Genomic DNA, 14,353 nt, shown 5'->3' on the forward strand with positions numbered 1-14,353 from the left:
TCAGCGCGGGGCGCCGACGTAGGCCGCGAGGTGCTCGCCGGTGAGGGTGGAGCGGGCGGCGACGAGGTCGGCGGGGGTGCCCTCGAAGACGATCCGGCCGCCGTCGTGGCCGGCGCCGGGGCCGAGGTCGATGATCCAGTCGGCGTGCGCCATGACCGCCTGGTGGTGCTCGACGACGATGACCGACTTACCGGAGTCCACGAGCCGGTCGAGCAGGCCGAGCAGCTGCTCGACGTCGGCGAGGTGCAGACCGGCGGTCGGCTCGTCGAGGACGTAGACGCCGCCCTCCTCGGTCATCTGGGCGGCCAGCTTGAGCCGCTGCCGCTCGCCGCCGGACAGCGTGGTGAGCGGCTGGCCGAGGCTGAGGTAGCCGAGCCCGACGTCGGCGAGCCGGCCGAGGACGCGGTGCGCGGCCGGAGTGCGCGCCTCCCCGGCGCCGAAGAACTCCTCGGCCTCGGCCACCGGCATCGCGAGCACCTCGCTGATGTCGCGGCCGCCGAGGCGGTACTCCAGCACCGACGCCTGGAACCGCTTGCCCTCGCACTCCTCGCAGGGGGTGGCGACACCGGCCATCATCGCCAGGTCGGTGTAGATGACGCCGACGCCGGCGCAGGCGGGGCAGGCACCCTCGGAGTTGGCGCTGAACAGCGCCGGTTTCACGCCGTTGGCCTTCGCGAACGCCTTGCGGATCGGGTCGAGCAGCCCGGTGTACGTCGCCGGGCTGCTCCGTCGCGAGCCGCGGATCGCGCCCTGGTCGATCGACACCACACCCGAGCCGGCGGGGATCGAGCCGTGGATGAGCGAGCTCTTGCCGGATCCCGCGACGCCGGTGACGGCGACGAGCACGCCGAGCGGGATGTCGACGTCGACGTCGCGCAGGTTGTTCGCCGTCGCGCCGCGGATCTCCAGCTTGCCGGCGGGCGTCCGCACCTTCTCCTTGAGGGCGGCCCGGTTGTCGAGATGGCGGCCGGTGACGGTGTCACTGGCCCGCAGCTCCTCGACGGTGCCCTGGAAGCAGACGGCGCCGCCCGCCGTGCCGGCGCCGGGGCCGAGGTCGACGACGTGGTCGGCGATCACGATCGTCTCCGGCTTGTGCTCCACGACGAGCACCGTGTTGCCCTTGTCGCGCAGCCGCAGCAGCAGGTCGTTCATCCGCTGGATGTCATGGGGGTGCAGGCCCGCGGTGGGCTCGTCGAAGACGTAGGTGGTGTCGGTGAGCGAGGAGCCGAGGTGGCGGATCATCTTGACGCGCTGCGCCTCGCCGCCCGACAGGGTGCCCGACGACCGGTCGAGCGAGAGGTAGCCCAGCCCGATCTCCACGAACGAGTCGAGGATCTGCCGCAGCGTGGCGAGCAGCGGCGCCACCGAAGGCTCGTCGAGGCCGCGGACCCATGCGGCCAGGTCGCTGATCTGCATCGCGCAGGCGTCGGCGATGTTGATCCCGCCGATCCGCGACGAGCGGGCCTCCTCGCTGAGCCGGCTGCCGCCGCACTCGGGGCAGGCGGTGAAGGTGACCGCCCGGTCCACGAACGCCCGGATGTGCGGTTGCATCGCCTCCCGGTCCTTGGAGAGGAACGACTTCCGGATCTTCGGGATCAGCCCCTCGTAGGTGAGGTTGACGCCGTTGACCTTCACCTTGGTCGGCTCGCGGTGGAGGAAGTCGTGCAGCTCGGTCCCGGTGTAGTCGCGGATCGGCTTGTCCGGATCGAGGAAACCCGACTCGATGAAGATCCCCACCGTCCACCAGCTGTCCACCTTGTAGCCGGGGATGGTGATCGCGCCTTCGGCGATCGACTTGGAGTCGTCGTAGAGCTGGGTGAGGTCGATGTCGGAGACCGTGCCGCGGCCTTCGCAGCGCAGGCACATGCCGCCGGTGCGGGTGAAGGTCTGCTTCTCGGTCTTCTTGGCGCCGCGTTCGACCGTGATCACGCCGCTCGCCCGGACGGAGGGGACGTTGAAGGCGAACGCGGCGGGCGAGCCGATGTACGGCCGCCCGAGCCGGCTGAAGAGGACGCGCAGCATCGCGTTGGCGTCGGTGGCGGTGCCGACCGTGGAGCGGGGGTCGGCGCCCATCCGCTGCTGGTCGACGAGGATCGCGGTCGTCAGCCCTTCGAGGACGTCGACCTCGGGCCGCGCCAGCGTCGGCATGAAACCCTGCACGAAGGCGCTGTAGGTCTCGTTGATCAGCCGCTGGGACTCCGCCGCGATCGTGCCGAACACCAGCGAGGTCTTGCCCGAGCCGGAGACGCCGGTGAACACCGTCAGCCGGCGCTTGGGGATCTCGACGCTGACGTCCTTGAGGTTGTTCACGCGCGCGCCGTGCACGCGGATCAGATCGTGGCTGTCGGCGACGTGCGGCGCGGGCGACTGCGTGTCCGTCTTCTGAATGGTGGTTTCCACACCGGTCACGCTAGACGCGGTCAGAGGGGCGGCGCTTCTCGATTCCTGACAGGTCTGGTCACCTGTTTCGCCACACACGGTGGCACCCCTTCCGCCGGGTGGGCCGTCTGGTCGCGGTAGGCGCTGGGCGGCATGCCGACCAGTTCGGTGAAGCGGGTGCTGAAGGTGCCCAGGGATGAGCAGCCGACGGCGAAGCAGACTTCGGTGACGCTGAGGTCGCCGCGGCGCAGTAGTGCCATGGCGCGTTCGATGCGTCGTGTCATCAGGTAGGAGTAGGGGGATTCGCCGTAGGCGCGCCGGAATTCGCGGCTGAGGTGTCCGGCTGACATGTGGGCGCCGCGGGCGAGTGCCTCGACGTTCAGTGGCTGGGCGTATTCCCGGTCGATCCGGTCACGGACACGGCGCAACTGCGCGAGGTCGCTCAGACGCTGCGCCGCGGCGGGTCTGCTGGTCACCTGTGTGATCATGCCACGTCGTGCCGGATTTGCCCACGCCGCCCGCGGTCAGGTCGGGACGGGAGCGGGGAGGTCGGCTATCTCGGCGGTGACGGGGCCCGAGGGGGACTGGACCACGGCCCAGAAGTGCTTGGTCTGGGAGGGGGCGAACCGGTCGGCGCCCAGGGCGATGCCGGAGGTCTTGGTGCAGAGGCAGAGCTGGGCGAAGCCCTGGGTCGGGGTGCCCAGGATGTAGCGGGCCGGGGGGATGCGGCGGTCGCCGTCGATGAGTTCGGCGTTGGCCGCGGCCCAGAAGCGGAACTTCAGCCAGGTGCGTTCGGTGTCGTCGGTGAGGCGGCGGAGGGAGACCTGGCTCGGGCCCGTGTTCGTGAGGGAGTAGGTGAGCAGGGACAGGCCGCCGCCTACGGGACGGAGCGGGTCCACGGCCACGGTGAAGTCCTGCCGGGCGGCGGGGGGAGCGGCCGGGGCCGTCGCGGACGGACGGGGCTCGGGGCGCTCGGTCCTGGTGAAGGTGATGGTGACCCGGCGGTTGCGGCGGCGGCCCTCCGGGGTGGTGTTGGGGTAGAGGGGCCTGGCGGAGCCGAAGCCCTCGGTCTCGAAGGTCGCGCCGGGGACGAGGGTCTTCAGGCGCCGGGCGACGGACTCGGCCCGTCGCCGGGACAGCGGGCCGTTGATCCCGGCGTCGCCGGTGGAGTCGGCGTGGCCCTCGACCTTGACGGCGCCGCCGGAGACGCGTCCGGCGGTCTTCTCGATGAGGGCGTCGGCGGCCGGGGTCAGGGTGTGGGATCCGGTGGCGAACAGCACGTCGGCGGAGAGGCTGACCTCGATCTCCTCGCCGTCGTCGCGCAGTTCGCTCTCGTCGTCCTCGGAGTGGGCGTCCAGCGGGTAGGAGACGGTCTCGCCCACCGGTTCGGGGAAGCCCGGGCCCTCGGGCGGGGAGTCGCTGATCGGGACGTCCACCAGCGGCGGTGACATCGGGGTCAGCAGGGTGGCGGTCTTCGCGCCGCCGGACGGGGCGGGAAGGACGGCGAAGAACGTCTTCTGCTCGCCGGGCTCCAGGAAGGACCCGAGGGGGTCGGTCTCGGTGCTGCACACGCAGCCGCCGTCGGTCTGCAGGGGCTTCACCACGCGGCGGGCCGCCGTGTCCAGGAGGAAGACGCCGCCCGCGCGGTTCATGTCGGGGGTGGCGTCGGTGTCGTCGGCCAGGTGGTTCAGCGGGTCGAAGCTCGTGCTGTCGTTGTTCGTCACCCGGATCTGCGCGAGGACGTGGTCGCCCTTGTAGCGGTTGAGGCCGACGACCTCCAGCCGGGCCTTGACCTTCGTGTCGACGTCCACGGCCGCGAGCGCCCGGGGCCCCTGCGGGCCGGACGAGGCGGGGGGCGGCGGCGCGCCGTCTTCGGACGGACGGCCGGCCGGCGGGTCTTCGGAGCTGCTGCAGCCGACGGCCAGGACGAGAAGGGCGGCGATCGGAAGCACGCGCATCGCGGTCTCCAGCGGGTGGGGAGGGCTGGCGGTATCTGCTATTCGATCACTTTTGCCCGTCCCAGGTCCATGGAAAGAGGGACGGCCCCCGGTTTCCGGGGGCCGTCAGGCGTCAGTCCGACACGGGGAAGTTGCTGCGGAAGACGCCGTTCGGGTCGCGGCGCCGCTTGACGTCGCGCAGGCGGGCCAGCGTCTCGGCCGGGAAGGCGTCCGCCGCCGCCCCGTCGCTGCGCAGGAACGTGAAGGGCTTGCGTCCGCTGAGGTGGGGTTCGAGCGCCGTGGCGATCTCTTCCTGGCGGGCGCGGACCGCCTCCTCCAGTTCGGGGGCGAACGTGACGCCGAGCATGCCGAGCAGGTAGGGCTCGGCCATGGCGCCGCACGCGCCGTCGACGGGACGTGCCAGCGCGCCGCCCAGGTGCCGGACCTGGAGCATCGCCAGCGGGGCGATGCCCTCATGCCCGGCGGCATCCAGCAGCTTGCCGGCCGCCTCCTCGGTGAACTCGCCGAACAGTTCGCTGCGGTACAGGATCGGCGTCGGGTTCTCCGGCTCGGCGCAGATCCCGCCCACCTCTGCGGGGGAGAGCGGGCCGCGGCCGTCGGAGAGCACGCCGGGGACCGAGTCGAGGATCCGGGTGAGCTCCCGGCCCTTGTCCGGGTCACCCAGGTAGGTGACGTCGATCGTGGCCAGCGGGCCCCGCAGCGCCTCCGGGACGTCCGGGGAGGGCGGCGGGTTGAGCAGGGTGAACCAGGCGGTCAGCTCGTCGGGCGCGTCCGCGGTCAGCCGCCTGAAGGCCGCCATGACCTCGGAGGCGCGGGCGGCCGGCCAGATGACGCGCCCGCCGTACAGTTCGGAAGCCGGGTACAGGTCGATCTCCAGCGCGGTGACCAGGGCGAAGTCTCCGCCGCCGCCGCGCAGCGCCCACAGGAGCTCCGGGTCGTCCGCCTGGGTGACGCGGCGCAGCACGCCCTCGGCGTCGACGATCTCGGCGGCGCGGACGGATCCGGCGGCGAGCCCGTGCTTGCGGCCGAACCAGCTCAGCCCGCCGCCCAGCAGGTAGCCGGTCGCGGAGACCACGGGCGCGCTGCCGCAGAGCCCGGTCAGCCCGTGCCGGGCGGCCTGGGCCTGGATCTCTCCCCAGCGCGCGCCGGCCTCGATCCGGGCGACGGACCGGTCGGCGTCGATCTCGATCCCGCGCATCGCCCCGGTGCGCACCAGGATCGTGCCGTTCAGCGCCGTGGTGGCGCCGTGGCCGGACGCCTGCGCCGCCACGCCGAGCCCGGCCCGCCGGGCGTGGGCGACGACGGCGGCCGCGTCGTGCGCGTCCGCGATCTCCGCCACCGCGCGCACCTCCTGCCGTACCGACAGGTCCCAGGACGCGGCGGCGGCTTCGAATCCGGGTTCGCCGGGCAGCAGCACCTGCCCCTTCAGTATGTTGCGCAGATCCTCAACCGATGCCCCGTTTTGCTCGTTCACTATGCCCCTTCATGATTGACGCGGTCGTGGGTGGCGGGGGTTTGGTACAGCTGGTTGGACAGCGGGAAAGTGAGGAAAGTTCGCACTATCTTGGGAGGATGAAGCCGTTCCGCTCCGTTCTCGGGTGGGTCGCCGGCTGGATCTGGCTGGTCTTCGCCGCCGCGAACCTGGTGGACGTGGCGGTCCGGGGCCGGGACCAGGCAGCCGCGATCGCCGCCGCGTCCCTGCTGCTGAGCTGCGGCCTGGCCTACGCGCTGGGGCTGCGGCCCCGGGTGGCGGCGGAGGAGGCGGCGCTGGCCGTTCACAATCCCTTCCGGACCACGAGGCTGCCCTGGAACACGATCACCGGGATCGAGCCGGGGCGGGCGCTGACCGTGCGCTACGAGGGCGGCGAGGTCGCGGCGTGGGCGGTGCAGGCCTCCGCGCGCTCCGAGGCGCGGGCCCGGCGGGCGAAACCCGACCCGAAGTTGCCGGGGGACCTGGCGGACCGGATCGCCGGACGCACGCCCGTCGACTTCGCGGCGGAGCGGCTCGAGGAGGTGCGCGCCAGGTCGCGGGGGGAGGGCGAGGTGACCGTCGCCTGGTCCTGGCCCGCGCTGCTGGCCGTGGCGGTCCCGCTGGCCGCGCTGGCCGTCCTGCTGGTGCTCTGACCGGTCAGTAGGCGGAGTCGACCGTGAGGCGGTTGGCGGCCTCCTGGATGCTGCCCGACAGCGACGGGTAGACGGTGAAGGTGTGCGCCAGCTGGTCGACGGTCAGGTGCTGCTGCACCGCCACGGCGAGGGTCATGATCAGCTCGCTGGCGCGCGGCGCGACGATCACGCCGCCCAGCACGATGCCGGTGGAACGGCGGCAGAACAGCTTGATGAAGCCGTCCTCGAAGCCCTGCATCTTGGCCCGCGCGTTGGTGTCCAGCGGGAGCATGACCGTCCGGGCGTCGACCTCGCAGTTGTCGACCATCTGCTGGGTCACGCCGACCGAGGCGACCTCCGGGTCGGTGAAGATGTTGGAGCTGACCCAGCCGAGCTTCAGTGGCTGGACCGCCTCGCCCAGCGCGTGCCACACCGCGATCCGGCCCTGCATCGCCGCCACCGAGGCCAGCGCGAAGACCCCGGTGCAGTCGCCCGCCGCGTAGATGTTGGCCACGGACGTGCGCGAGACCTTGTCGGTCTCGACGTAGCCGCCGGGGCCCAGCTTCACCCCGGCCCGCTCCAGGCCGATGCCGCGGGTGTTGGGGACCATGCCGACGGTCATCAGGCAGTGCGAGCCGTGGACCTTGCGGCCGTCCTCCAGCGTCACCACGACGCCGTCGCCCGACCGCTCCACGGCGCCCGCGCGGGAGCGGCTCAGCAGGTTCATGCCGCGCCGCCGGTAGACGTCCTCCAGGACGGAGGCGGCCTCGGCGTCCTGGGAGGGCAGGATCCGGTCGCGAGAGGAGACGAGCGTCACCTTCGAGCCCAGGCTCAGGTAGGCCCCGGCGAACTCGGCGCCGGTGACGCCGGACCCGACGACGATCAGCTCCTCGGGCAGCTCGTCCATGTCGTACAGCTGCCGCCAGGTGAGGATGCGCTCACCGTCCGGCTCGGCCCCGGGCAGCACGCGGGGGGTCGCGCCGGTGGCGACGATGATCACGTCGGCCTCGATCCGGCGGTCGCCGACCACCACGGTGCTCGGGCCGTCGAGCCGCCCCTCACCCCGGACGATCTTGACCTCCTCGTAGCCGAGCCGGTCGGCCACGTCGAAGGACTGGGCGCGGGCCAGGTCCTTCACCCGCTTGTTGATGCGGGGGAGGTCCGCGGTGAGCCCGCCGACCTCGCCGTCGGGCCCGCCGTCGAACTGCACGCCCAGCCGGGACGACTCGCTGAGCACCGACATCCGGACGGAGGTCGCGATCAGGGTCTTGGAGGGGACGCAGTCGTACAGGACGCTCGCGCCGCCCGGACCGTCGCGCTCCACCACCGTGACGTCCGCGCCCAGCCGCGCGGCCACGAGGGCGGCCTCGTAGCCGCCAGGTCCTCCACCCAGAATTACGATACGCGTGCTCACAACGCCCATTCTTTCGCACGGAGGCCGATGGATGGGCCGGTACGCTAGGTCAGCGTGGCTCTGTATGCGGCGTACGCCTCCAACATGGACCCCGAGCAGATGGCTGAGCGGGCTCCCCACTCGCCCCTGCGCGACACCGGCTGGCTGAAGGGCTGGCGGCTGACCTTCGGCGGTGAGGAGATCGGCTGGGACGGCGCGCTGGCCACCGTCGTCGAGGACGCCGGCTCGGAGGTCTTCGTCGCCCTCTACGACGTCCCCGAACGGGACGAGCAGGCCCTGGACGCCTGGGAGGGGCACGAACTCGGCCTCTACACCAAGATCAGGGTGCGGGTGCAGACCCTCTTCGGCGAGGAACTCGCCTGGATCTACGTCCTCAACGCCTACGAGGGCGGCCTCCCCTCCGCCAGGTTCCTCGGCATCATCGCCGACGCCGCGGAGAAGGCCGGCGCGCCCGAGCCCTACGTCAAGGAGTTGCGGGCCCGTCCCTGCGACACCCTCGGCACCGAGTCCTGAGCTTGGAGGACTCTCCAAACACCGGCCGGGCGGCGGCGGAGAGTTTGGTAGAGATTCGGCGTGTGTCCATTTCAGCGTCCCCTTAGCCTGGGGGAGTGCAGAACCCCTATGAGCTGGCCCGTGAGGCCGCAGCCGCGCTGACCGAGCGAACGTTCGAGAAATTCGATGTGGCCCTCGTCATGGGCTCCGGATGGGTCCCGGCCGCCGACGTCATCGGCGAACCGCAGTTCGAACTGCCTTTCACCGACCTCCCGGGGTTCGCCGCCCCGGCCGTCCAGGGGCACGGCGGGAAGGTCCGCGCGGTGCGGGTCGGGGAGAAGAACGCGCTGATCTTCCTCGGCCGCACCCACCTGTACGAGGGCCGGGGAGTGGACCCGGTGGTCCACGGAGTCCGCACCGCCCTGGCCGCCGGGGTGAAGACCGTCGTCCTGACCAACGCCGCCGGAGGCCTGCGTCCGGAGCTGCAGAAGGTCGGCGACCCGGTGCTGATCAGCGACCACCTGAACCTGAGCGGGGCCAACCCGCTGACCGGCACGTCGTTCCTCGACCTCACCGAGGTCTACTCCAAGCGGCTGCGGGCGCTGGCCCGGAGCGTCGAGCCGGAGCTGGCCGAGGGCGTCTACGCCGCCTTCCGCGGCCCGACGTACGAGACCCCGGCCGAGATCCGGATGCTGCAGACGCTGGGCGCCGACCTCATCGGCATGTCCACGGTCCTGGAGGCGATCGCGGCGCGCGAGGGCGGCGCGGAGGTCCTGGGCATCTCCCTGGTGACGAACATCGCGGCCGGCCTGTCGGACTCCCTGCTGGACCACGAGGAGGTGCTGGCGGCCGGGCTGGCGGCCGCCGAGCGCATGGGGCGCCTGCTGGTGACGGTGGTGGAGCGGCTGTGAACCTGCGCGAGCGCGCGGAGCTCTGGCTCGCCCAGGACCCCGACCCGGTCACCCAGGCGGAGCTCAGCCTGATCCTGGAGAGCGGGGACACCGCGGCGCTGGCCGCCAGGTTCGGCTCCGCCCTGGAGTTCGGGACCGCCGGGCTGCGCGGCGAGCTGGGCGCGGGCCCCAACCGGATGAACCGGGTGACGGTCATGCGGGCCGCGGCCGGGCTGGGCCGCAGGCTGCTGGGCGGGCGGGAGGCGCGGGGCCAGGCCGTCATGATCGGCTACGACGCGCGCCACGGGTCCCGCCGGTTCGCGCTGGACACCGCGGCGGTGCTGTCGGGCATGGGCATCCGCGCCTGGCTGCTGCCGGGCCCGCTGCCCACGCCCGTCCTGGCGTACGCGGTACGGCACGTGTCGGCCGACGCCGGGGTGATGGTGACCGCGAGCCACAACCCGCCTGGCGACAACGGCTACAAGGTCTACTGGAGCGACGGATCCCAGATCGTCCCGCCGCTGGACGAGGAGATCTCCGCCGAGATCGAGGCGGTCGGCCCGGTGAACGAGCTGCCGCTGGGCATCGCGCCCGGCGGTTCCCGCGGCCCGGACGACCAGACCTGGAAGGTGCTCGGGGACGAGATCGTCCAGGCGTACCTGGACGCCCTGCGCCAGATCCCGCTGGGGGACGCGCGGGACGTCCGGGTGGCCTACACCCCGCTGCACGGGGTCGGGGCCGGCACGGCGCTGCGGGCGTTCATGGAGTTCGGGTTCGCCGCGCCGCTGGTGGTGCCCGAGCAGTGCCTGCCGGACCCGGCCTTCCCCACGGTCGCCTTCCCCAACCCGGAGGAGCCGGGGGCGATGGACCTGGTGCTGGAGCTGGCCGGACGGGTCGGCGCGGACCTGGCGCTGGCCAACGACCCGGACGCCGACCGGTGCGCGGTGGCGGTCCCGCTGCCCGGCGGCGGCTGGCGCATGCTCACCGGGGACGAGGTCGGCTGCCTGCTGGCCGAGTACGTGCTGGGCGGCACCGAGGGAGACGACCGGCTGGTCGCGACCACGATCGTCTCGTCGTCGCTGCTCGGCAAGATCGCCCGCGAGCACGGGGCGCACTACAGCGAGACCCTCACCGGCTTCAAGTGGATCATGCGGGCGGGCTCGCCCACCCACCGGCTCGTCTTCGGCTACGAGGAGGCCCTCGGCTACAGCCTGGGCGGTGACCGGGGCGTCCCGGTGCACGACAAGGACGGGATCGGCGCGGCCCTGGCGGTGGCGGCGCTGGCCGCCGAGGCCAAGCGAGACGGCCGGACGCTGCTGGACCTGCTGGACGACCAGGCGCGGCGCTTCGGCGTGCACGCCACCGGGCAGCTGTCGGTGCGGGTGGCCGACCGGTCCCTGATCGACGGGGCGGTCGCGGCGCTGCGCCAGGCCCCGCCCCCCGAACTGGCGGGCCGGGCGGTGCTGAAGGTGGACGACCTGGCCGAGGGAGTCGACAACCTCCCGCCCACCGAGGGGCTGCGGTTCCGGTTGGAGGGCGGCGCCCGGGTGGTGGTCCGCCCGTCGGGGACCGAGCCCAAGCTCAAGTCCTACCTTGAGGTCGTCGTGCCCGTGGAAGGCGAGGACGTCCCGGCGGCGCGGGCGAAGGCCGCCGCGGAGCTGGACGCCCTGCGCACGGCCCTCGCCGTCCATCTGCCCACCTAGGCGGCGGTGACGAGCTCCTCCTTCGGGTCCGCGGCCTTCCCGCGGGCCCGGGGGATGAGCAGGGCGGAGACGGCGGCGACCGCGAGCACCGCGGCTCCCGTCCACAGGGCCGGGGTCAGCCCGTCCACGAAGGACCGCGGGGTCTCGTAGCCGCCGCGGGAGGCGAAGAGCGCGGCCAGGGCCGCGATGCCCAGGACCCCGCCCAGCTCCCGCAGGGCGTTGTTGGCGCCGGAGGCGATGCCCTGCTCCTCGGGCCGCACGCTGGCCATGATGATCCCGGCCGCGGGGGCGAAGCACAGGGACATGCCGACCCCGCTGACGATCAGCGCGGGCAGCTGCACGGAGTAGGCGACGTCCGTGGCGACGACCAGGGCGAACAGGCCGAGCCCGAGTGCCTGCAGTGCCAGCCCGGCGGTGATGACCGGCCGCCCGCCGAAACGGTCGGACAGCAGGCCCGCGATCGGGGCGACGAGCATCGGCATGCCGGTCCAGGGCAGCATCCTCAGGCCCGCCTCGGTCGGGGAGTAGCCGAGCGCCGTCTGCAGGAACTGGGTCAGCAGGAAGATCGAGCCGAACATTCCGGCGAACATCAGCAGACTGGCGGCGTTCGCGGCGCTGAAGGCGCGGCTGCGGAACAGCCGCATCGGCAGCATCGGCTGCTCGGCGCGCAGTTCCCAGACGACGAAGACGCCGAGCAGGACGGCGCCGCCGGCCAGGCCGGTCAGCACCGTCGGGCTGGTCCAGCCGTCGGCGTTGCCGCGGATCAGCCCGTAGACGATGCCGAACAGGGCGGTGCTGGCCAGCAGGGTGCCGGGTACGTCCAGCCGGGAGTGGGGGCCGTGGGATTCGGCGATCCGCAGCCGGATGAGCGGCAGGAGCAGCAGTCCGATCGGCACGTTCAGCCAGAAGATCCAGTGCCAGGAGAGGTGCTCGGTGAGGGCTCCGCCGATCAGCGGGCCGGTCGCGACGGCCAGCCCGTTGATCGCGCCCCAGATCCCGTACACCATGCCGCGCTGTTCCCGGGGGGTCACGGCGGTGAGCAGGGTGAGGGTCAGCGGCATCATGACGGCCGAGCCCACGCCCTGGACGGCCCGGGCGGCGATGAGCTGCTCGATGTCGGAGGACAGGGCCGCGGCGGCCGAGGCCGCGGTGAAGACCGCCACGCCCACGCCGAACATCCGCCGGCGTCCGAACCGGTCGCCGAGCGCGGAGCCGAGCAGCAGCAGCACCGCGAAGGGCAGGGTGTAGGCGCTGACCGTCCACTCCAGCTCCTCCAGGCCGCCGCCGAGGTCGGTGCGGATGGAGGGGAGGGCGGTGGTGACGACGAGGTTGTCGAGGTTGGCCATGAAGCCGGCCAGGCCGGTGATGACGAGCGTCCAGACGAGGGCGCCGCGGGGGGTGTTCATCCCACTCCTCAGGTAGTGATTGGTCACTAACTTTCTTGGACAGGTAAAGCCCGGGCCCGCGCGGGACCCGCGGTTCAGGGGCCGCAGGGAAGGAATTTCATGCAGCCCCAGAGGCGGTCCTCGGGGGCGTAGTCCAGGGCCACCATGGTGTTGATCAGCATGCCGCTCGCCATGAACCTCGTGCTGGTCTCGTGGTCGCCGCCGAGGAGCAGGCAGACGGTGTCGTACAGGTCCGTCCAGCCGCGGCGGATGATCTTCCCGAACTCCTCGTCGCCGCTCTGCTTGGCCTGGAAGACCGCGACCTGGACCTGCATCTGCATCATCAGCAACTCGTGGTCGGCGATCAGGTCCATGTAGGCGACGGCGAGGGCCTCGTAGACCTCGCCCGGGGGCACTCCGTCGGCGGCCTGGACGAAGGTGTCGCGGGTCATCTCGATGCAGCGCAGCGCCGCGGCGAGGAAGATCGCCCGCTTGTTGGGGAAGAGCCGGAACAGGTAGGGCTGGGAGACGCCCACCCCCTTGGCGATGGACTCGGTGGAGGTGCCCTCGTAACCGCCGCGGGCGAATTCGCTCATCGCCACGGCGACGACGCAGGTGCGCCGCTCCTCCGCGCTCATCCTCGGGCTCATGGAAATGAGGTTAGTGACTGATAACTAACCACGCAACCCCGTCTCAGAAGTCGCCGCCGCCGAAACCTCCGCCGCCGAAGTCGCCGAATCCCCCGAAGTCGCCTCCGCCTCCGAAATCGCCCCCGCCTCCGAAGTCGCCGAATCCGTCGGATTGGTCGGCCGCTCCGTAGCCCATGCCGAACCCGCCGCCCCACATCGAGCCGATCGCGGTGCCCAGGAGGATCGAGTTGAGCATGCCGAAACCGCCGTAGCCGGCGTAGTAGCCGCCCGCGTAGGGGGCCCACTGCGGTCCGGCCTCCCAGTAGGGGCGGCGCTGCCCGGAGACCTCCACCATCCGGGCCTCGGGGTCGTGGCCGTTCTCGACCCGCTCGGCGTCGGCGGCGCAGGCCGGCACCTCGCGGGGCTGACCCGCGGCCGGAGCCCACACCACGTCCCGGACGGACGGGCCGTGCTGGGGGTTGAAGAAGCAGGGCGGGCGGCGTTCGGGCACCGGCTCTCCCGCCTGCCTCGCCCGGACGGCGACCATGGCGTAGCGGCCGTCCTCCAGGGCCTGGGTGACCCCCTCCATGTCCTGGGACGTGCGGGCGTTCTCGGTCGCCGCCTTGGCCCGGTCATAGGCGTCCAGGGCGTGGACGTAGTCGTCCTTCGCCGCCTGGTCGACCTTCGGATCGCCGAGGTCGAGGTCGAGGGCGGCGATGTCCTCGCCGAGGCGGGTGACGTCCTCCTGGACGCCCTGCTTCAGTTCCTGGAGCTGCCGCTGCTCCTCCCTGGCCCGGCGGCGCCTGCCCGCCCGGACGTAGAAGAAGCCGCCGACCACCAGGAGCAGCAGCACCCCGAGGAATCCGTAGGTGAGGGCGCTGCTGGCGGTGGACGGCTTCCGGCCGCTGGCGACGTTCACCGAGTCGACGAAGGAGACCAGCCCGTCGGCGGGCCTTCCCTGGTGCTCGTTGGCGGCCTCCGCGGCGAGCTTGCCTGCTTCGCCGCGGTTCAGCCCGGTCTGCCCGAGCGATCCGGCGACGAAGTGCCGTCCGGACAGCAGCCCGTAGACGCCGGTGCTGCCCACCGCGTTCGCCACGTCGGACAGGTACTGACTGGATCTCTGGTCGGTGCCCAGGTCGCCGGTGACCACGAGGTACACCGGCGACTCGGACTCCTTGAGCGCCCGCTTGACCCGGGCGATGCCCGCCGGGTCCAGCGTCGTCTGGTCGGGCGAGGCGTAGAACCGCTCGCTGCGCAGCGCGGAGACCACCTGCGGATCCGGCGCCTTCACGGCGTTCGTCGTGTGTGCCCGTGCGCCTGCGGCCGGTAGGCCCGCCGCGAGCAGGACGAGGAGCAGGAAGAGCACACGCAGTGATCTCATATGTCCATACTGCGCAGTT

Annotated in this window: 12 protein-coding genes; 4 read left to right on the plus strand and 8 right to left on the minus strand. The window is 72.2% G+C overall.

The genetic code is table 11. The annotated features are described in order from the left end of the window. From ABGB12_RS31400 to ABGB12_RS31415, 4 genes are all read right to left on the minus strand, one after another. Entirely contained in the window at positions 1 to 2,400 is a 2,400-nt protein-coding gene (locus tag ABGB12_RS31400; RefSeq protein ID WP_347683532.1) for an excinuclease ABC subunit UvrA, read from the minus strand. A 20-nt stretch (positions 2,401 to 2,420) separates the two neighbouring features. Beyond that, on the minus strand, positions 2,421 to 2,867 hold the full coding sequence (locus ABGB12_RS31405) for a helix-turn-helix transcriptional regulator (protein WP_347683534.1): 447 nt from the start codon (positions 2,865 to 2,867) through the stop codon (positions 2,421 to 2,423). Positions 2,868 to 2,903: 36 nt separating this feature from the next. Further along, positions 2,904 to 4,337 carry an OmpA family protein gene (locus ABGB12_RS31410; RefSeq protein ID WP_347683536.1) on the minus strand — a complete coding sequence of 478 codons (1,434 nt, stop codon included), beginning with the start codon at positions 4,335 to 4,337 and terminating at the stop codon, positions 2,904 to 2,906. Between the two features lie 112 nt (positions 4,338 to 4,449). Continuing rightward, positions 4,450 to 5,811, minus strand: a complete 1,362-nt coding sequence (locus tag ABGB12_RS31415; protein ID WP_347683538.1) for an FAD-binding protein — start codon at positions 5,809 to 5,811, stop codon at positions 4,450 to 4,452. A gap of 98 nt (positions 5,812 to 5,909) precedes the next feature. Between ABGB12_RS31415 and ABGB12_RS31420 the strand changes: the two genes are divergently transcribed. Next, positions 5,910 to 6,461: a PH domain-containing protein gene (locus ABGB12_RS31420; RefSeq protein ID WP_347683540.1), complete on the plus strand. Its 552-nt coding sequence runs from the start codon at positions 5,910 to 5,912 to the stop codon at positions 6,459 to 6,461. A gap of 4 nt (positions 6,462 to 6,465) precedes the next feature. Here ABGB12_RS31420 and ABGB12_RS31425 read toward each other — a convergent pair whose 3' ends face one another. Then, positions 6,466 to 7,854 (minus strand): NAD(P)H-quinone dehydrogenase, encoded by a 1,389-nt coding sequence (locus ABGB12_RS31425; protein WP_347683542.1) that lies wholly within the window; start codon positions 7,852 to 7,854, stop codon positions 6,466 to 6,468. Between the two features lie 54 nt (positions 7,855 to 7,908). On the opposite strand from ABGB12_RS31425, the gene ABGB12_RS31430 reads away from it, so the two are divergent. From ABGB12_RS31430 to ABGB12_RS31440, 3 genes are all read left to right on the plus strand, one after another. Continuing rightward, positions 7,909 to 8,367: a gamma-glutamylcyclotransferase gene (locus ABGB12_RS31430; RefSeq protein WP_347683544.1), complete on the plus strand. Its 459-nt coding sequence runs from the start codon at positions 7,909 to 7,911 to the stop codon at positions 8,365 to 8,367. 95 nt (positions 8,368 to 8,462) lie between these two features. Then, entirely contained in the window at positions 8,463 to 9,257 is a 795-nt protein-coding gene (locus tag ABGB12_RS31435) for a purine-nucleoside phosphorylase (protein WP_347683546.1), read from the plus strand. Beyond that, positions 9,254 to 10,939: a phospho-sugar mutase gene (locus tag ABGB12_RS31440; protein ID WP_347683548.1), complete on the plus strand. Its 1,686-nt coding sequence runs from the start codon at positions 9,254 to 9,256 to the stop codon at positions 10,937 to 10,939. Before ABGB12_RS31435 ends, ABGB12_RS31440 begins: the two co-directional genes overlap by 4 nt. Here the strand turns inward: ABGB12_RS31440 and ABGB12_RS31445 are convergent. The 3 genes from ABGB12_RS31445 to ABGB12_RS31455 form a co-directional block, all read right to left on the minus strand. Continuing rightward, positions 10,936 to 12,345, minus strand: a complete 1,410-nt coding sequence (locus ABGB12_RS31445; protein WP_347683550.1) for a DHA2 family efflux MFS transporter permease subunit — start codon at positions 12,343 to 12,345, stop codon at positions 10,936 to 10,938. The genes ABGB12_RS31440 and ABGB12_RS31445 overlap by 4 nt on opposite strands. Before the next feature lie 74 nt (positions 12,346 to 12,419). Then, positions 12,420 to 12,974 carry a TetR/AcrR family transcriptional regulator gene (locus ABGB12_RS31450; protein WP_347683552.1) on the minus strand — a complete coding sequence of 185 codons (555 nt, stop codon included), beginning with the start codon at positions 12,972 to 12,974 and terminating at the stop codon, positions 12,420 to 12,422. Between the two features lie 43 nt (positions 12,975 to 13,017). Then, positions 13,018 to 14,334 (minus strand): hypothetical protein, encoded by a 1,317-nt coding sequence (locus ABGB12_RS31455; RefSeq protein WP_347683554.1) that lies wholly within the window; start codon positions 14,332 to 14,334, stop codon positions 13,018 to 13,020. Between the last annotated feature and the right edge of the window lie 19 nt (positions 14,335 to 14,353).

The organism is Actinocorallia sp. B10E7 (assembly GCF_039871655.1).
GTDB lineage: Bacteria > Actinomycetota > Actinomycetes > Streptosporangiales > Streptosporangiaceae > Actinocorallia.